Source organism: Duganella paludis, assembly GCF_054461335.1.
In genome coordinates this window covers 1,186,583-1,205,409 of record NZ_CM136922.1, presented here as the reverse complement: position 1 = coordinate 1,205,409, position 18,827 = coordinate 1,186,583, and the positions used below count along the sequence as shown (strand labels likewise).

The following is an 18,827-nucleotide window of genomic DNA, read 5'->3' as shown; positions in this document are numbered from 1 at the left end:
ATCGCCGCTGGATCGCTCTCAGCGCTTGATGGCTATGCTAGCATCGGGGAAAGATTGTTATTGTAAAATAACAATAAATCTAGATTAACACCACGAGTCCAAAAAAAATGAGATATAGCCTAACGCGCCTGCTCGCAGGTTCCGTTCTTGCCGTCGCCGTTGCCTCGGCGTGGGCGCAAGCGCCTGATGACAGCGCCATCCGCTTTGAAATTGCCCGCTTCGAAGTCAGGGGCAACACGCTGTTGTCGCAAGCCGAGATCGACACTCTGCTGGCCCGCTACAGCGGCAAGCAGCGCGATTTCGGCGACGTGCAGCGCGCACTGGAAGCGTTGGAGGCAGTCTATCATCAGCGCGGCTATAACGTCGTCACGATTGAATTGCCGGAACAGGAACTGAATGGCGGCGTGGTGGTGTTGCGCGTGGTGGAGACCAAGATCGGCCGCGTGACGGTCAAGAACAACCGCTATTTCGACGAAGCCAATATCCGCCGCAGCTTGCCTTCGCTGCAGGAAGGCAAATCGCCGAACCTGAAGGCCGTCTCGGCCAACCTGAAGCAGGGCAACGAGAATCCATCCAAGCAGATCACCATGAAGCTGCAAAGCGGCGAGAAGGACGATGAAGTTGACGCCGTGCTGGACGTCAAGGACGAGTCGCCATGGAAGGTGCTGGCCAACGCCGACAACACCGGCACTTCGTCCACCGGCAAGACCCACGTCGGCGTGGTGCTGCAGAACGCCAACCTGTTCGGCCGCGACCACCTGGCGTCGCTGCAATACACCACCTCGGCGGAAGAGCCGGGCCGCGTCAAAGTGTATGGCGCCGGCTACCATATCCCGCTGTACCAGAGCGGCGACTCGCTGGACTTCTTCGCCAGCTATTCGAACGTCGATTCGGGCAACGTCAGCGCCGGCGCCTTCAACCTGGCCGTCAGCGGCAAGGGCGCGGTTTACGGCGCGCGCTACAACCAGGCGCTGGCCAAGCGCGGCGACATCGACTCGCGCCTGACCTACGGCTTGGACGTGAAAGCGTTCAAGAACAGCGTGCAGCTGCTGGGCACGGAACTCGGCAACAACGTCACTGTGCATCCGGTCAGCATCAGCTACCAGGCCAGCACGCCGTTTAAGCAAGGGGAGATGGGCGGCCAGGTGACGCTGTTGCGCAATATCTCGGGCGGCTCCAACGGCAGCCAGGACGCCTTCACCTTGGCACGCACCGGCGCCAAGGCCGACTACACCATCGTGCGCGTGGGCGGCAGCATCACGCGCGCGCTGAGCAACGAATGGCAGTTGCGCGCCATCGTCAACGGCCAGTACTCGCCGGACGCGCTGATTCCCGGCGAGCAGTTCGGCGCCGGCGGCGCCACCTCGGTGCGCGGTTTCCTGGAGCGTGAAATCTCCAACGATTCCGGCCTCGGCGCCAATCTGGAGGCCTACACGCCCAACCTGTGCACGCGCGCCAACTGGAACTGCCGCCTGCTGGGCTTCTACGATACCGCCTACGTGCGCCGCAACAAGGCGCTGCCGGGCGAACTCGAAAGCACGTCCATCGCCAGCGTTGGCGTCGGTGCGCGCTTTGTGCTGTCGACCTATGTGAACCTGCAACTGGACTACGGCCATGTCGTCAAGGCCGGGGCCACGCTGCGCTCCGGCGCCGACCGCCTGCATGTCCGCCTCGGCCTGGCTTATTGATTGAGAAGAATACGATGAAACCGCAAACCTATAAACTGCGCCGCAAGGTGCTCGCCGTGGTGGTGGCCACCGCTTTCAGCGCCGCGCAAGCCGCGCCGGTCGCGCCCACCGTGGTGCACGGCATGGCGACCTTCAATCAGCAAGGCAGCCTGTACTCGATCACCAACACCCCCAACACCATCATCGACTGGCGCAGCTTCTCGATCGGCGCCGGCGAGGTGACCCGCTTCATCCAGCAAAGCAGCGACAGCAAGGTGCTGAACCGTATCACCGGCCAGGACCCGAGCCAGATTCTCGGCTCGCTGCAGTCGAACGGCAAGGTGTTCCTGATTAACCCGAACGGCGTGCTGTTCGGCGCCGGCTCGCGGGTGGACGTCAACGGCCTGGTCGCTTCCAGCCTGAATATCTCCAACGCCGATTTCCTGGCAGGTAAAAACAACTTCGACGGCGCCGCCGGCGCGGGCAAGGTCAGCAACCAGGGCACGATCACCACGCCGTCCGGCGGGCAGATCTTCCTGATCGCGCCGGCGGTGGAAAACAGCGGCGTGATTTCCTCGCCCAACGGCGACGTGGTGCTGGCCGCCGGCAGGAGCGTGCAGCTGTTCGACTCGGCCGATCCGAACGTGCAGGTGGTGGTGTCGGCGCCAAGCGACCAGGCGGTCAACCTGGGCAGCATCGTGGCCCAGGGCGGCCGCGTGGGCGTGTTCGGCGCGCTGGTCAACCAGCGCGGCAACATCAATGCCAACAGCGCCGTGCGCGGCGTCAACGGCAAGATCGTCCTGAAGGCCAGCGGCACGACACTGGTGGAGCAGGGCAGCACGACCACCGCCACCGGCAGCAACCTGAACACCGGCGGCGACATCCTGCTGCTGGGCGCGCAAGTGGGCGTGACGGGCAATGCCGTGGTCGACGCCAGCGGTGAGGCCGGCGGTGGCAAGGTGCTGGTCGGCGGCGATTACCAGGGCAAGAATCCGGCGCTGCAGAACGCCAGCGCCGCCTTCGTGGGCCAGGACGCAGTGATCCGCGCCGACGCCGGCCGCAGCGGCGACGGCGGCACGGTGGTGGTGTGGGGCCAGGACACGGCGCGCGTGCACGGCACGCTGTCGGCGCGCGGCGGGGCCGACAGCGGCAACGGCGGCAAGGTGGAAACCTCGGGCGACTACCTCGACATCGCCGGCGCGCGTGTGAACACCCGCGCAGCCAAGGGCCAGACCGGCAGCTGGCTGCTGGACCCGTTCAATATCGACATCGTCGACGGCCGCGGTGGCGACATCGACGCCGGCAAACCGTTCGGCAGCGCCACCAGCGGCACCAGCGCGATCGGCGCCGATCTGCTGTCCGAAGCGGAAACCGGTATCCTGCTGCAGGCCAGGAACGACATCACCTTCAACAGCCGCATCGACAATGAGCAGGGTGTCAGCCTGACGGCGCAGGCCGGCAACAACATCGTTGTCAACAAGCCGATCTTCATGACGGGCGACGTCAACCTGATCGCCAACGATCCGGCGCACGCCACCGGTCTCGGCGGCGTGACCATCGCCAAGTATTCCGACGAGGGCATGATCCGCACCGGCGGCGGCGATCTGACCTTGAAGGGCGCCTACGTCACCATCAACGACCGCCTGGTTCTGACCAGTTACGACGATGGGGGCAACCTCATCAAGAACGGCAACCTCGATGTGCGCGCCACCGTCAGCAATGGTTTCATCACCATGGGCGCGGATAGCGCAGTGCGCGTCGACAGCGCAGGGCCGGCATTGCTGTCCTTCATCGCCGACAATATCGCCCTCAACGGCAGCAGCGGCAGCATCGGCAGCGGCGACAGCAACGGCCAGGATGCGGTCTCGCTGGCGGCGTTCAGCGGCAACCGCGACATCGTCTTCGGCGGTTCCGCCACGGGCAAACTCAGCCTCACCGAAGCGGGGCTGAACACCATCGGCACCGGCAGCCTGTCGATCGGCCATAGCGGCGCCGGCAACATCACCACCGGCGGCAACGTCCATCTCGATGAGATCGGCAGCCTGACGCTGGAAAGCGGCAAAAACCTCACCGTGAGCCATGCGTTGAGCGGCCCGGGCGGCATCATCCTCAGCGTCGACGGCACCGGCACGCTGAAAGCCGACGCCGGCGCCGACGTCGGCGCCGCCTCGCTCTATCTGATCGGCAATAAGATGGACCTGAATGCCGCCGCCAAGTTCGAGGCGGAGAGCATTTCTGTCAACACCTACGGCAGCACGACCGACATCAGCCTGGGCGCGGAAACCAGCGGCAAGCTGAGCCTGTCGCAGGCCGAACTGAAAACCCTGGGTTCCTACCTGGTGAGCATCGGCGACGGCGAAGGCTACAACGGCAACATCTCGGTCGACGGGGTGGTCGATCTGAGTGGCGGCCTGTCCGGCGCGCAGCTGTCGCTGGTCGGCAAATCGATCACCGTGACCAAGGCGTTCACCACGCCAAGCAGCCTGTACCTCGACGGCAAGACCGGCGCCATCAGCGGCGCCGGCGTCATCACGGCCAGCAACCTCAACCTGTACGCCGGCTCGGTTTCGTTGACCGGCGCCAACGTCGTCAGCGGCGGCATCAGCGGTCACGCCAATAGCGGCAGCCTGGCGTACACGGCCGCCGGCGACCTGAATGTCACCGGCAACCTGAGCGGCGCCACCGGCATCACCCTCAAGGCCGGCAAGGATATCCACCAGAGTAGCGGCGCGGCGATCACCACGCCGTCGCTGACCGTGACCGCGCCGGGCGCGGTATCGCTGGGCGGCATCACCAACCATATCGGCGCGCTGGCGGCCACCAGCGTGGGCGCGCTGTCGATCCACAATACCGACGCCCTCACGCTCAATGCGATCACGCTGAATGGCCTCTATCCGGAGGGGGGCGTCAGCCTCACCAGCGATCAGGCGATCACGGTGACGGGCGCGCTCAACGGCTTGGCGGACTATGTCTCGTTGAGCGGCAGCAGTGTCACCGGCACCGGCGTCATCACCGCCGGTCACCTGACTGCGACCGCCAGCGGCGGCGCCGTCAGCCTGACCGGCGCCAACAAGGCCACCTCGGTGGGCGGCTCGGCGAATGGCGGCTTTACCTACAACGGCGCCAGCGCATTCAATCTGAACACCATCAGCACGCCCGGCGCCATTACGCTGACCGGTAGCGGCAACATCACTCAGAACTCCAGCAGCAGCTATCTGAACGCGGCATCGGTGAGCGTGACGACGCCGGGCGCGGTCAGCATGCTGAGCGCCACCAACCAGATCGACGCACTGAGCGCGAGTAGCGTCGGCTCGCTGAGCGTCAAGAGCATTGACGATCTGCAGCTGAACGGCGTCACGCTGACCGGCTCGTTCACCGGCGGCCTGGTCAACATCACCGCGCCGAATGTTACGGTGGCGCAGGCCATCAACGGCAAAACCCAGCGCGTAACGCTGAACGGCAGCACGGTGACGGTCGGCGCCGCCAGCAGTGCCGGCATCTTCGAGATCGGCGCCAACACGCTGGCCTTGAACGCGAACATTACCGGCACCGTCGGCGCCAGCATCCATCCGTACAGCTCCGGCTACAGCATGGTGATCGGCGGCGGCGCGGGGTGCTCCAGCAATTGCCTGATGGTGGATAACCTGTGGCGTGTGGTGGCGCCGACGCTGAGCCTTGGTTCGGCCGATAGCAACCTGGCGGTGGGCAACATCACCGTCAACGGCATCACGCTGTTCTCGGGGGCCGGCCAGGAACAAGCCACCGATCTGAGTGCCAGCACGGTGCGCGTAGGTCTCTTGAGCGGTACCGGCAATATCACGCAAACCGGCGCCATCAAGGTGCGCGACCTGGGTCTGCGGACGTCGGAGTCGGGCAATATTACGCTGAACGATGCCACCAATAGCGTCACCAACCTGGCGGCCTCGCAAACCGGTTCCGGCGACCTGAGCTTCACCAACGCCGGCACTTTCGGCATCGCCACGCTGCTGGGCGGCACCACGGCTGCGCAGCTGTTCAATATCGCGGGCGTGAGCTCGGAAGGCGAGGTCACGCTGACTGCCGTCAACGGCGGAATCGTGAACAGCAGCGGTACAGTGCCGAGCGGCACGGTCGCCGCCAGCCACCTGATGTTGAGCACCACCGGCGGCGTCGGCACCGCAACGTCGCCGCTAAAGACCACGCTGGGTGAGCTGACGGCCACCAATACCGCCAGCAGTGGTTCGGCGCCCATCAACATCCAAAATACCAGCAACATTATTTACGACGGCATGTTCACCGTGAACAATGTGGCGCAGGCTGGCGCCGGCAACAATGGTTCGATCACGATAGACAACTTCGGCGCCATGACCATCGCCGGCGCCGTGTCGACCTCGACGGGGGCCATCAAGCTGCAAACGCATAGCCCGTTGTTCGTTGATGGTTCGGTCACTACGGTTTCCGGCAATATCACGCTGGCGGCTGGTGTCGGCTATGGCACGGACAACGTGCTGACCATTGGCAGCGGCGCCGTCGTCAATTCGTCCACCGGCAATGTGCAAATGACGGCTACCGAGTATGACAATCAGGGCGGTACGGTTACCGCCAATGGTGTGGCGGTGCAGCCGACCTTGATTCCGGAGCCAACGCCAACGCCGACCGAACCAACGCCGACGCCGACGGAGCCGACGCCTACCCCGACACCGACGGAGCCTACCCCGACACCGACGCCGACGCCGACGGAACCAACGCCGACGCCAACACCGACGCCGACGCCGACGGAACCAACGCCGACGCCAACACCGACGCCGACGCCGACGCCGACGCCGACAGAACCTACGCCTACGCCTACCCCGACGCCAACCCCGCCGACGCCGACGGAGCCGACGCCTACGCCTACTCCGCCTACACCGACGGAGCCTACGCCTACGCCGACTGAGCCGACACCTACGCCGACGCCGACTCCAACGCCGACTCCAACGGAACCGACGCCAGCACCAACGCCAACGCCGGCACCAACGCCAACGCCGGCACCAACGCCAACGCCGGCACCAACGCCAGTACCAACGCCGGTACCGACGCCGGTACCGACGCCAACGCCGACGCCAACGCCAACGCCAACGCCGCCGCCATCGGCTGACATCTGCACCATCGCGCCGAATTCGGCGCTGTGCCAGGTGTTGTCGCCGCCGACGGCATCTGAGCCGGTCAAGCCGGTGCAGCAGGCGTCCAACGAAATTATCAAAATCGTGACCGCCGCCAAGCCGAAGGCCCCGGAAGACCAACAATTCGTGGTCACCAACTCGTCCGGCGGCGGTGGATCGAGCTCGGGCGGCGCGGGTAACTCCGAGACGCCGGACGACTCGAAGTCCGACAAAAAATCGGATACCAAAGAAGTTGCATCCAACGAAAAGAGCGCAATCAAAAATGAACCAACTAAAAAACTCTACTGCAATTAAAGCGTTGATGCTGCTGGCGCTGTTCTGGATGGCCGGCGTAAGCTGGGCCGCCCAGGTGGCCGGCACCGTGGTGCAGCTGAGCGGGCCGTTGCTGGCCAAGAAGGCCGACGGTGCGGTGCGCATCCTCTCCATGAAGTCGGAGATCGAAAGCGGCGATACGCTGGTGACCGAAAAGAACACCTACGCCATGGTGAAATTCATCGACAACAGCGAGATCACGCTCAAGCCGTCGACCACTTTCAAGGTGGAAAACTTCAGCTTTGATGCGGGCAAGCCGGATGGCGACAATGCCTCGTTCAACCTGGTCAAGGGCGGGCTGCGCTCGGTCACCGGTTTGCTGGGCAAGCGCAACAAGGAAAAGTTCGCGATGAAGACGCCAAGCGCGACCATCGGCATCCGTGGCACCACCTTCATCGTGGACTGGATCGAACCGTCCGAGCAGGCGGTCGCGGTCGCAGCGGCCGCGCGCGAAGCCTGGATGATGGCCAGCACCGCCGGGCTGGGCGACAGCTATCCGGTGCAGCCGCTGATGCTGGCGCAGCTGAACATTCCAACTCCGGGCTTGACACGGGCGCCAGGCCTCTACGTGCAAGTGATCGACGGTTTGATCAACGTGTCCAACCCGAGCGGTGCCGTGAATTTCTCGGCCGGCCAGTTCGGCTTCACGCCGAGCTTCAAGCAGCCGCCCGTCATGCTGCCGGCGAATCCGGGGATCCCGTTCACACCGCCTCCGGCATTTTCGTCGTCCACCGGACCGCAGGGTAGCGGCGCCAACAAACCCAAGAGCAGCGAAGTGGATTGCGAAGTCCGCTAAAAATGTCTTGACCTTCCAATCGTGGGATACTTGATGCTGTAGTTGGTGAAAACAGCGTTGGGTGTCCCATGAATCAGCAAGCGATCAAAATTGAAGGCATGAGCTGCGCCTCCTGCGTCGGCAGGGTGGAGCGCGTGCTGGCGGCCGTGCCGGGCGTCGACAAGGTCAGCGTCAATCTCGCCACCGAGATGGCGCGGGTGGAGTCGGCCCAGGTGCTGGACTTTGCCGTGCTGGCGCAGGCCATCGACAAGGCCGGCTACCAGGCTTCGCAGCCCGAGCCGGCGTTCGCCGCTCCCGCCGCCACCTCCACCGGGACCGCGACCACCGCAACAGCCGCCACCGCGACCGCCACGACCACCGCCACCGCCACCGTCTCATCATCCCGTCGCGCAGTATTCTCCGCGCCGCGCGGCGGCCTCGCCGTCCTGCTGGCGGCGCTGTTCTCCCTGCCGCTGATTATCCCCATGCTGTTGGAACTGGCCGGCATCCACTGGATGCTGGACGGCCGCCTGCAATGGCTGCTCGCCACGCCGGTGCAGTTCTGGCTGGGCGCGCGTTTCTATCGCGCCGGCTGGCTGGCGGCGCGCGCCCGCAGCGGCAACATGGATCTGCTGGTGGCCATCGGCACCAGCGCCGCCTATGGCCTGAGCGTCTACCAGATGTTCGCCGCCGGCCCCATGCCGCATCTGTACTTCGAAGCCTCGGCGGTGGTCATCACCTTGGTCCTGTTGGGCAAATGGCTGGAGACGCGCGCCAAGCGGCAAACCGCCGAAGCCATTCGCGCCCTGCAAACGCTGCGTCCCGAATCGGCCCGCGTGCGGCGTGGCGGGCAGGATGTCGATGTCGCCATCAACGAGGTAAGCGTGGGCGACATCATCGTGATCCGACCCGGTGAGCGCATCGCGGCCGATGGCGAGATCACCGAAGGCGCCAGCCATGTCGATGAAGCCCTGATCACCGGCGAGAGCCTGCCGGTCGCGCGCCACGCGGGCGAGCGGGTGACGGGAGGCGCCATCAACGGCGAAGGCCTGCTGCTGGTGCGCGTGAACGCGGTCGGTGCGGAGAGCACGCTGGCGCGCATCATCCGCCTGGTGGAAGACGCGCAGGCCGCCAAGGCGCCGGTACAGCACCTGGTCGATCGCGTGAGCGCAGTCTTCGTGCCGGTGGTGCTGGTGCTGGCGCTGCTGACCTTTGGCGGCTGGTGGTTGTTCGGCGGCGACGCGCAGCAAGCCATCATCAATGCGGTGGCGGTACTGGTGATCGCCTGTCCGTGCGCGCTCGGGCTGGCGACGCCGGCCGCCATCATGGCCGGCACCGGCGTCGCCGCGCGCCATGGCATCCTGATCAAGGACGCCGAGGCGCTGGAGCTGGCGCATCGCATCACCACCGTCGCCTTCGACAAGACCGGCACGTTGACCGAAGGCCAGCCATCACTGGCCGAACTGGCGGCGGCGCCGGGCGTGGACGAAACGCGGTTGCTACAACTGGCCGCCGCCGTGCAGCGCGGCAGCGAACACGCACTGGCGCGCGCTGTAGTGCAAGCAGCGGAAGCCCGCTCGGCTGCCGCCACGGCCGCCACCGGCACCGGCACCGTCGCCGCCACAGCCTCCACCGCCACCACCGCCACTGGCACCGGCACCGGCACCGGCACCGTCGCCGCCACCACCGCCACCGTCGGCGCGGGCGTCGCGCCGCGGGCATCCGATGTCTCCGCCTTGCCCGGGCGCGGCGTGGCGGCGACCGTCGACGGCGCGCGGCTGGTGTTGGGCAGCACGCGCCTGATGCAAGAGCAGGGCGTCTCCTTGCAAGCCCTTGCATCGCGCGCCGAAGCGTTGGAGCACGCCGGCCACACCATCTCCTGGCTGGCCGACGCCAACACCCGCCAGCTAATCGGCCTACTGGCCTTCGGCGACCGCATCAAGCCACAAGCGCGCGCCGCCATCGAAGCGCTGCACGCCATGGGCATCGACACCGTCCTGCTCACCGGCGACAACCAGGGCAGCGCCGACGCGGTCGGTCAGCAGCTCGGCGTGCGCCGCATTGTCGCCAACATGCTGCCGGCCGACAAAGCCCAAGCCATCGCCGCCCTCAGGCGGGACGGCGCCACCATCGCCATGGTCGGTGACGGCATCAACGACGCGCCGGCATTGGCAGCGGCGGACGTCGGCATCGCCATGTCCAGCGGCACCGACGTCGCCATGCACGCCGCCGGCATCACCCTGATGCGCGGCGATCCAGCCCTGGTGGCGGCAGCCATCTCGATCTCGCGCCGCAGCTACAACAAGATTCGCCAGAACCTGTTCTGGGCCTTCATCTACAACCTGATCGGCATACCGCTGGCGGTGTGCGGGCTGCTCAACCCCATGGTGGCCGGCGGCGCCATGGCGCTCAGCTCCGTCAGCGTGATCAGCAACGCGCTGCTGCTGCGGCGCTGGAAACCGGAGCAGACCACATGAACATCGGACAGGCAGCATCGGCGACCGGCGTCTCGGCGAAAATGATCCGCTACTACGAAAGCATCGCCCTGATCCCGGCGGGCAGGCGCACCGACGCCGGCTACCGCATCTACGGAGAGAACGACCTGCACACGCTGCGCTTCGTCAAACGCGCGCGCCAGCTGGGCTTTTCGCTGGACCAGATCCGCGACCTGCTGTCGCTGTGGCAGAACAAGGGGCGCGCCAGCGCGGACGTCAAAACCGTCGCGCTCGGCCACGTGGAGCAGCTCAACCAGCGCATCGCCGAACTGACCGAAATGCGCGACACCCTGCAAACACTGGCCGGCTGCTGCCACGGCGATGACCGGCCCGACTGTCCAATCCTCCAAAGCCTGGCCAACTGACGTATAATCCTGCCACGTTTTGGTGCCCGCGCGTCCGTCCGGATGCGCAGTTAAACGGGAAACAGGGAGCCTTCACCGGCCAACCTGTGCTGCCCCCGCAACGGTAAACAAGCGTCGTTCACACGACAACCCGCTTCGCTATGCCACTGTGCCTCGTGCATGGGAAGGTCAGGCGGGAATGCTTGCCAGCCCGGATACCGGCCAAACAGGTGGAAATGCCGCAGGCATTTCTGTTCAAACCGCTCACGGGGAGGTGAGCGGTTTGCATCTGTAGTCAAATCATTTTTATGCACCTATTCAGCGCGACGCGGCTGTGCCGTCCGTGCGTCGCTGCGCGCTGCCTTTTCAGGACCCGTCCATGTTAAACCAGCCCGCCGACGCAGCCATCCACTCTATCGAGACACTGCTGTATTCCATTTCCAATGTGCTTTACCTGCCGGTCTTGCTCGGCATCGCCGCGCTGGTGCTGCACGTGCTGGTGTGCTTCGGCACCTTCGGCGCCGAATGGCTGGAACGCCGGCGCGGCGTGCGCGTGCTGGTCGCCACCGCCAAACAGCAGATGGCCGCCGCCTTGACCACGCTGCCGGGCGAGCCCGGACTTGATGCGCGCCTGGAGCGCGTGGTGCAGCACGCCGACGCCAGCGGCGTGCGGCGCCTGGATGGCGTGCGCTTCGTGGTGCGCGTCGGCCCGGCACTGGGCCTGATGGGCACCCTGATCCCGATGGGCATCTCGCTGGCCGGCCTGGCGCAGGGCAACCTGCCGAAGATGGCCGAGTCGATGACCACCGCGTTCACCGCCACCGTGGTGGGCCTGGCCTGCAGCGTTGCCGCTTACGTGTTGACGCTGGTGCGCGAGCACTGGCTGCGCAGCGACCTGACCGAGATCGCGTTTGCCGCCGAGTCGCTGCTGGCGTCGGAGGGCTGAGATGCGCTATCTGAACAAACACCGCTACAGCCGCATCGGCGAGCACGCGGAAGACCCGCTGTCCGGCGTGGCCAACCTGTTCGACGCCAGCATTGTGTTCATCGTGGCGATGATGCTGGCGCTGTTCTCGGCCTGGAACATGATGGATCTGCTGGACCCGAACTCCGAAGTCACGATCGCCAAGAAGACCGCCGACGGCCGCGTGGAAGTGCTGACCAAGAAGGGCGCGGAAATCAAGGTGAGCAAGGTAAGCGACCAGCCGCTGTCCGGCGCTGGCAAACGTTTGGGCACTGCATATCAGCTGCCGGATGGAAAGGTGATCTATGTTCCGGAATAAGTTATGGGCTGCGGCCCTGTGTTTGCTGACATTGCTGGCGCTGGGCCTGGGCGGCGTTGCGCGCACCGCGCCGGCGCCGCGCACCCTGGCCCTGATGCTGGGCGACGTGGAGTCGCGACCGACCGTGCTGGCGGTGCGCGGACTGCAGGATGAGCTGAAGCAGCTGAACGTCGCCATCCGCATTATCCCGGTGAACGGCCTGACGCCGGCTGACCGCGCCGCGCTGGCCGCCGCCGACGTGGCGGTGGTCAGCGTCAAAGGCCGCCAGGCCATGGCGGGGCTGACCGTCGAACTGCAAGCGCTGCAAAAGGCGCGCAAGCAGGTGTTCGCCGTTGGCGCCATCGACGACAGCCTGCGCGAGCTGGGTGTGCGCGACGACAAGGCCATCCAGGCGTATCACGCCGAAGGCGGCGTGGAAAACATCGGCAACCTGCTGCGCTACATCCTGCGCAACAGCTTCGGCTCCAGCGTTAGCGTGGCGCCGGTGCATGCGATGCCGGAATCGGGCCTGTACGATGTGCAGGCCAACCGCACCGTCAATACCTACGACGAGTACGTGCGCGGCTACGCGCATCACAAACCCGGTGCGCCGTGGATCGCCGTGCCGTTCTACCGTGCCAGTCTGGTGGCGGGACAAACGCTGCCGCTGGCGGCCATCGTGGCGCGGCTGGAGGCCAGCGGCTATAACACGCTGCCGGTGTTCGGCTATCCCTACGAAACGCCGCTCAAGCTGCTGCTCGATGAAAACGGCAAGAGCCGCGTGGAGCTGATCGTCGCGCTGGGCATGAAGGTGGGCGGCACCGCCAGCGTCGGCGCCATTCTCGACAAGATCGGCGTGCCGGCGATTAACGCCATCACCCTGAGCCAGCAAACGCTGGCGCAGTGGCAGGAGTCCAAGACCGGCCTCGATATCATCGAGCGCACCTGGCAGCTGGCCGGCGCCGAAGCGGCGGGCCTGATCCAGCCGACCGTGGTCGCCAGCCGCGAACGCATCAGCGATGCGCAGACCGGCCTGGCCTACGTTGAAGAGACGCCGATCGCGGAGCGCATCGAGCGCCTCAATGAGCGCGTTGCGGCCTGGCTGGCGCTGCGCAAGCAGGGCAACGGCGACAAGCATATCGCCATGATTTACTTTAATTATCCGCACGGCTCCGAAACCATCGGCGCGGCGTATCTGAACGTGCTGCCGGAAAGCCTGTGGCAGATCGTTCAACGGCTGAAGCGTGACGGCTACCGTGTCGGCGAGGCGGTGCCGGATTCGGAAGGTGCGCTGCAAGGCGAGATCCAGAAGTGGGGCAACTACCCTGGAAAATCCAAGGGCGACTACTTGGCGGGCCTGAAGCATCTAGCCGAAAGCGGCCAGGCCTTGCTGGTGCCGCTGGCCGATTACCAGCAATGGTTCGCGGCCTTGCCGCAGCCGCTGCGCGTGTCGATCGAACAGTCGTGGGGCCAGCCGGAAAAGGCGCCGGTCCTGTGGCGCAATGCGAAGGGCGAGGCGTTCTTCGTCTACCCCGCGCGCCGCTTCGGCAATGTGCTGATGGCGCCGCAGCCCGGCCGCGCTTGGGAGCAGAACCTGGAGAAGCTGCACAATGAAGTGAGCATGCCACCGTCGCATGAATACATCGCGTTCTATCTGTGGCTGCAGAAGGACTTCCAGGCCAACGCCGTCATGCACATCGGCACCCACGGCACGCAGGAGTGGTTGACCGGCAAAGAGGCCGGCCTGTCCGAAAGCGATCCGACCGAAGCGCTGATCGGCGCCATGCCCAACATCTATCCCTACGTGATGGACGACGTGGGCGAGGGCCTGCAAGCCAAGCGGCGCGGCATGGCGACCATCATCGACCACATGACGCCACCGTTCGATACGGCCGGCCTGAATCCGGACCTGCGCGAGCTGCTCGCGCTGCTGAACGACTACCGCGTGGCCGAGCAAAAAAGTCCGCTGCTGGCCAGCACCCACCTGGTGGCGCTGAACCGCCTGGCCGCCAAAAGCGGCGTGTTGAAGGACATGAAGAAGACGGCGCTGAAATCGGAAGCCGACATGGAAGCGCTGGAAGAGTATCTGGACGATACCGGCAACAAGCTGACGCCGTTCGGCCTGCACACCTTCGGCGTGGCGCCGAACGCGGAGCAGCGCAACGCCACGGCGCGCGCCGTGGTCAGTCTCGATAGCGTTTCCACGCCTGATCAGAAGACGGCGCGCATCGCGCAGCTGGAAGCGGACATCAAGCAAAGCGCGCAGCTGGAGCTGGACCGCCTGATGCAGGCGCTGTCCGGACGCTACATCCCGAGCGGCGCCAGCGCGGACCTGGTGCGCAATCCGAACGCGCTGCCGACCGGCCGTAACTTCTTCGGCCTCGATCCGTCGCGCATTCCGAGCAAGACGACGTATGAAGCAGGCGCGAAACTGGCGCAGCAACTGGCGGACGATTACCGCAAGCGCCACGGCGCCTATCCGCAAAAGCTCAGCATGAACCTGTGGGGCGTGGAGACGTCGCGGCATGAAGGCGTTATGGAAGCGCAGGCGATGGCGCTGATGGGCGTGCGTCCGACCTGGGATGAACGCGGCCGCGTGACCGGCGTGGAAGCGCTGAGCCGCAAGCAGCTTGGCCGTCCGCGCGTGGACGTGACGCTGGTGTCCTCCGGCCTGTTCCGCGACCTGTTCCCCAATCTGCTGGTGCTGATGGACCAGGCGGCGCAGCTGGCGCAGAAGCAGGACGACGAAGGCGGCAACGTGATGGCTGCCAACAGCCGCAAGACCGCCGCCGCGCTGAGTGCACGTGGCATCGCGCCGGAAGAGGCGCAGCGCATGGCGTCGGTGCGCATCTTCGGCGTGCCGAGCGGCGCGTATGGCACGCAGATCGAAAAGCTGATCCCGCTCACCAACGCCTGGAAGAACGAGAAGGAAGTGGCGGATGTCTTCATCAACCGCATGAGCCATCCGTTCGGCGCCGGCTACTGGGGCGACGACAAGGCCAATCCCGAGCAGCGTCGCGCGCTGTTCAAGGCGGCGCTGTCGGGCAGCCAGATCGCGCTGCACAGCCGTTCCAGCAACCTGTTCGCCACGCTGGACAACGATGACTTCTTCCAATACCTGGGCGGCACGGCGATGGCCATCCGCAGCGTGGACGGCAAGACGCCGGAAGTGATGGTCAGCGATCTGGCCAACCCGCGCCGCGCCACGCACAAGACGCTGGAGCAGTACATGGGCCAGGAGATGCAGGCGCGCTACCTGAATCCGCGCTGGGCGGACGGCATGCTGAAGGAGGGCTATTCCGGTGCGCGCTACATCAGCCGCGTGGTGGATTACCTGTGGGCGTGGCAGGTCACGGTGCCGGAGGTGGTGGACGACGGCAAGTGGCAGCGCATGTACGACACTTACGTAGAAGACCGCCACGGCCTGAAGGTGCGCGAGCGCTTCGCTATTGCGGGCAACCTGCGCGCGTTCCAGGCCGTGACCGACCGCATGCTGAGCGCCATCGAACGCGGTTACTGGAAGCCGAGCGAGGCGGTGCGCAGCAAGCTGGCACAGATGAACGCGCAGGCCATCAAGGATGCCGGCGTGTCGTGCAGCGCCGATTCGTGCAGCAAGGCGACTTTGAAAGAGGCGCCGCAGTTCAATGCGGACTTCGTGCCGAATGTCGGCTCCAATGCGGCCGTGGTGCGCGGCGCGGCTACCGCAGCGCGTGCCGGCGGTGCTGCGCCGTCGCCACAGGCGGCGATGCAGAACGCAGCCGCCGAGCTACAGGCGCTGCAAGCAAAGGCGGAGGCGCAGCCTGCGCACGCTGCCGCCGCCGCACCGCCTTCGCCAAAGCAGTCGCCCAAGCCGGCGGCCAAACCCGAAGGCGCCGACAAGGTCAGCGGCTTCGAAATGCAAACACTCAGCAATCTGACGCCGGTGCAGAAGACCGTCGGCTCGCTGGCCCTGCTGGCGCTGGCCGCTGCGCTGGTCGGTGTCGGCTACGTCGGTCGTCGCAACAAACTCCGTAAATTGAAGGGCTTTATATGATCGGCAAATCCATCGTTGCACTGGCTGCTGTCCTGCCGCTGGCAGGCCATGCTGAAACCGTGGAAAGCGTAGAGAAGGTGGAAGTGCGCGGTCACTACGACAACGGCGTCGGCACCTCCGGCGCCGCCAGCCAGGGCGCGGTAACGGCGGACTTGATCGCCAATCGCCCGGCGCTGCGTCCCGGCGAGTTGCTGGAGTTCGTGCCCGGCGTGATCGTGACGCAGCACAGTGGCGACGGCAAGGCCAATCAATACTTCCTGCGCGGTTTCAACCTCGATCACGGCACCGATTTCGCCACCTTTGTCGACGGCATGCCGGTCAATATGCGCACCCACGCGCACGGCCAAGGCTACACGGACCTGAACTTCCTGATCCCGGAGCTGGTGGACCGCATCAATTACAAGAAAGGCCCGTACTATGCCGACGAAGGCGACTTCGCCTCCGCCGGCGCGGCGCGCATGACGCTGGCGAACAAGCTGGCCGACACCACCGCCAGCGTCACGCTGGGCGAGAACCGCTACTACCGCTCCGTGCTCACCGGCTCCACGCCGCTGGGCGCCGGCAACCTGGTGTACGGCGCGGAGCTGGGCCACAACGACGGACCGTGGGTGGTGCCGGAAGCCTTCCATAAAAGCCTGGGTGTGCTGCGTTATGCGCAAGGCGCCAGCGACGACCAGTTCAGCCTGACCGGCATGTTCTACAAGGGCGCGTGGCGCGCCAGCAGCCAGATCCCGCTGCGTGCGGTGCAGGCCGGCGAGCTCGATCCCTTTGGCACCATCGATGCGAGCGATGCGGGACGGACTTCGCGTTACAGCCTGTCCGCCGCCATGCGCAAGCGCAGCAGCGATACGCTGTTGCAGGCCAACGCCTACCTGGTGCAATCGAGTTTGACGCTGTTTAACGACTTCACCTACTTCCTCGACGATCCCGTCAACGGCGATCAATCGCGCCAGACCGAGAAGCGCCGCATGGGCGGCTTCGATGTGGGACAGACGTGGTTCAGCCATTGGGGCGGGCTGGATGTCAGCAACAAGGTTGGTGTGCAGGGCCGCTATGACTATCTGTCTCCGCTGTCGCTGACCGCCACGCGCAACCAGCAGCCGCTGCGCACCATCTCGGAATCGACGGTGAAGGAGGGCAGTCTCGCTGCATATCTGGAGAACACGGTGCAGTGGCAGGAATGGCTGCGCACCATCACGGGCCTGCGCTACGACCGCTATCGCTTCGACGTGAGTAGCAATATCGCCGAGAACTCGGGCAAGGTCAGTGCCGGCACCACCTCGCCGAAACTCTCGGTGGTGCTGGGGCCTTGGGCCAAGACCGAATTCTTCGTCAACTACGGCGAAGGCTTCCACAGCAACGACGCGCGCGGCACCACCGTGCACCTGACGCCGAAAGAGCTGGAACCCATCGATCCGGTGACGCCGCTGGTGAAGACGCGCGGCGCGGAGATTGGTGCGCGCACCGAGTTCCTGCCAGGTTTGCAAAGTTCGCTGGCGGTGTGGAAGCTGCGCTCGCAGTCCGAGCTGGTGTTCTCCGGTGACGCCGGCGACACCTCGGCCAGCCGTGGCAGCTACCGTTCGGGCATCGAGTGGAATAACCACTACATCGCCAATTCGTGGCTGCTGTTCGATCTGGACCTGGCGTATTCGCGCGGTCACTACACCGAGCATGACGAGGCGGGCGATTACATTCCGGGGGCGATCGGCAAGGTGGCGTCGTTCGGCGCGACGGTGATGGATCTCGGCCCGTGGTCGGGGGCGTTCCAGATGCGTTTCTTCGGTCCGCGTCCGCTGATCGAGGATAACAGCGTGCGTTCGGCCAGCACGGCGATTGCGTATGCGCGCGTGGGCTACAAATTCAATCGCCGCTGGTCGATGCAGCTGGATGCGTTCAACCTGTTCGACCGCAAGGTCAGCGACATCGACTACTACTACGCCTCGCGCCTGCCGGGCGAGCCGGCGGAAGGCGTGGACGACATCCACTACCATCCGGCGGAGCGCCGCAGTTTCCGTGTGACGGTGAAGGCGGTGTTCTAACGGACGAACATCCAGACGGTCAGCACGGCGCCGACCGTCACCACGAAACCGCGCATGATCTTCTCGGGCAGGCGGTGCACCAGCCAGCCGCCGCACAAGCCGCCGGCGATACCGCCTGCGCACAGCGCCAGCGCGGCGGGCCAGCTGATTAGGTCTGAGGTGGCGAAGATCAGGGTGGCGGCGGCGTTCATGGCCATCGCCAGCACGTTCTTGGTGGCGGTGGCGATGCGCACCTGTTGGCCGGCGATGGTCAGCGCGGCCAGCATCAGGAAGCCGATGCCGCCGCCGAAGTAGCCGCCGTAGATGGCGATGCAGGTTTGCGCCAGCACCAGCACCCAAGTCGGCATGCTGCTGGCCGTGTGCAGCGGCTTGCGGCGGAAGCTGCCCCACGCGAACACGCTGGTGGCGAACAGCACCAGCCATGGCACCAGTTTTTCGAAGAACGATGCGGGCGTGTGCAGCAGGAGCAGCGCGCCGGCGATGCCGCCCGCGAGGCTGACGAGGAACAGGTTGCGGAAGCTGAGCGCGCCGACATCGCCGGCCAGATTGCGGCCGGCGTAGGCGGTGGTGGTCTGGCTGGGGAACATGGCGATGGTGGAGGTCATGTTGGCGGCCAGTGGATTGAGGCCGGCCAGCAGCAGGGCGGGGAAGGTGATGAACGAGCCGCCTCCGGCCAGCGCGTTCTGGACGCCGGCAAACAGGCCGGCTGCGGCGATCATCAGGACGGTGTGCGGTTCAAGGGACATGAGGTATGGTGCG

Annotated in this window: 10 protein-coding genes and 1 riboswitch; of the genes, 9 read left to right on the top strand and 1 reads right to left on the bottom strand. The window is 65.6% G+C overall.

Annotation, left to right across the window (positions count from 1 at the left end):
• Positions 1-107: 107 nt before the first annotated feature.
• From ACXZ1M_RS05430 to ACXZ1M_RS05390, 9 genes are all read left to right on the top strand, one after another.
• Positions 108-1,688 carry a ShlB/FhaC/HecB family hemolysin secretion/activation protein gene (locus ACXZ1M_RS05430; protein WP_459052171.1) on the top strand — a complete coding sequence of 527 codons (1,581 nt, stop codon included), beginning with the start codon at positions 108-110 and terminating at the stop codon, positions 1,686-1,688.
• A 14-nt stretch (positions 1,689-1,702) separates the two neighbouring features.
• On the top strand, positions 1,703-7,102 hold the full coding sequence (locus ACXZ1M_RS05425) for a beta strand repeat-containing protein (protein ID WP_459052170.1): 5,400 nt from the start codon (positions 1,703-1,705) through the stop codon (positions 7,100-7,102).
• The gene (locus ACXZ1M_RS05420) at positions 7,071-7,916 is read left to right on the top strand and encodes a FecR family protein (protein WP_459052169.1); all 846 of its coding nucleotides are present in this window, start codon (positions 7,071-7,073) and stop codon (positions 7,914-7,916) included. The genes ACXZ1M_RS05425 and ACXZ1M_RS05420 overlap by 32 nt, the downstream gene beginning before the upstream one ends.
• A gap of 68 nt (positions 7,917-7,984) precedes the next feature.
• A complete protein-coding gene (locus tag ACXZ1M_RS05415; RefSeq protein ID WP_459052168.1) occupies positions 7,985-10,372 on the top strand; it encodes a heavy metal translocating P-type ATPase in 2,388 nt (795 codons plus the stop codon).
• Positions 10,369-10,755 carry a Cu(I)-responsive transcriptional regulator gene (gene cueR, locus ACXZ1M_RS05410; protein WP_459052167.1) on the top strand — a complete coding sequence of 129 codons (387 nt, stop codon included), beginning with the start codon at positions 10,369-10,371 and terminating at the stop codon, positions 10,753-10,755. Before ACXZ1M_RS05415 ends, cueR begins: the two co-directional genes overlap by 4 nt.
• Before the next feature lie 4 nt (positions 10,756-10,759).
• Positions 10,760-10,975: riboswitch (cobalamin riboswitch) on the top strand.
• 138 nt (positions 10,976-11,113) lie between these two features.
• The gene (locus ACXZ1M_RS05405; RefSeq protein ID WP_459052166.1) at positions 11,114-11,680 is read left to right on the top strand and encodes a MotA/TolQ/ExbB proton channel family protein; all 567 of its coding nucleotides are present in this window, start codon (positions 11,114-11,116) and stop codon (positions 11,678-11,680) included.
• A 1-nt stretch (position 11,681) separates the two neighbouring features.
• The gene (locus tag ACXZ1M_RS05400; RefSeq protein WP_373988295.1) at positions 11,682-12,017 is read left to right on the top strand and encodes a DUF2149 domain-containing protein; all 336 of its coding nucleotides are present in this window, start codon (positions 11,682-11,684) and stop codon (positions 12,015-12,017) included.
• On the top strand, positions 12,004-16,029 hold the full coding sequence (locus ACXZ1M_RS05395) for a cobaltochelatase subunit CobN (protein ID WP_459052165.1): 4,026 nt from the start codon (positions 12,004-12,006) through the stop codon (positions 16,027-16,029). The genes ACXZ1M_RS05400 and ACXZ1M_RS05395 overlap by 14 nt, the downstream gene beginning before the upstream one ends.
• On the top strand, positions 16,026-18,068 hold the full coding sequence (locus ACXZ1M_RS05390; RefSeq protein WP_459052164.1) for a TonB-dependent receptor: 2,043 nt from the start codon (positions 16,026-16,028) through the stop codon (positions 18,066-18,068). Before ACXZ1M_RS05395 ends, ACXZ1M_RS05390 begins: the two co-directional genes overlap by 4 nt.
• Here ACXZ1M_RS05390 and ACXZ1M_RS05385 read toward each other — a convergent pair.
• Positions 18,065-18,814: a sulfite exporter TauE/SafE family protein gene (locus ACXZ1M_RS05385; RefSeq protein WP_459052163.1), complete on the bottom strand. Its 750-nt coding sequence runs from the start codon at positions 18,812-18,814 to the stop codon at positions 18,065-18,067. The two genes, ACXZ1M_RS05390 and ACXZ1M_RS05385, sit on opposite strands and share 4 nt — an antisense overlap.
• Between the last annotated feature and the right edge of the window lie 13 nt (positions 18,815-18,827).

What these genes read in the sequence shown, in the direction of transcription:
- ACXZ1M_RS05430 (WP_459052171.1), top strand. Translation starts at nt 108, where the DNA reads ATGAGATATAGCCTAACGCGCCTGCTCGCAGGTTCCGTTCTTGCCGTC.
- ACXZ1M_RS05425 (WP_459052170.1), top strand. Translation starts at nt 1,703, where the DNA reads ATGAAACCGCAAACCTATAAACTGCGCCGCAAGGTGCTCGCCGTGGTG.
- ACXZ1M_RS05420 (WP_459052169.1), top strand. Translation starts at nt 7,071, where the DNA reads ATGAACCAACTAAAAAACTCTACTGCAATTAAAGCGTTGATGCTGCTG.
- ACXZ1M_RS05415 (WP_459052168.1), top strand. Translation starts at nt 7,985, where the DNA reads ATGAATCAGCAAGCGATCAAAATTGAAGGCATGAGCTGCGCCTCCTGC.
- cueR (WP_459052167.1), top strand. Translation starts at nt 10,369, where the DNA reads ATGAACATCGGACAGGCAGCATCGGCGACCGGCGTCTCGGCGAAAATG.
- ACXZ1M_RS05405 (WP_459052166.1), top strand. Translation starts at nt 11,114, where the DNA reads ATGTTAAACCAGCCCGCCGACGCAGCCATCCACTCTATCGAGACACTG.
- ACXZ1M_RS05400 (WP_373988295.1), top strand. Translation starts at nt 11,682, where the DNA reads ATGCGCTATCTGAACAAACACCGCTACAGCCGCATCGGCGAGCACGCG.
- ACXZ1M_RS05395 (WP_459052165.1), top strand. Translation starts at nt 12,004, where the DNA reads ATGTTCCGGAATAAGTTATGGGCTGCGGCCCTGTGTTTGCTGACATTG.
- ACXZ1M_RS05390 (WP_459052164.1), top strand. Translation starts at nt 16,026, where the DNA reads ATGATCGGCAAATCCATCGTTGCACTGGCTGCTGTCCTGCCGCTGGCA.
- ACXZ1M_RS05385 (WP_459052163.1), bottom strand. Translation starts at nt 18,814, where the DNA reads ATGTCCCTTGAACCGCACACCGTCCTGATGATCGCCGCAGCCGGCCTG.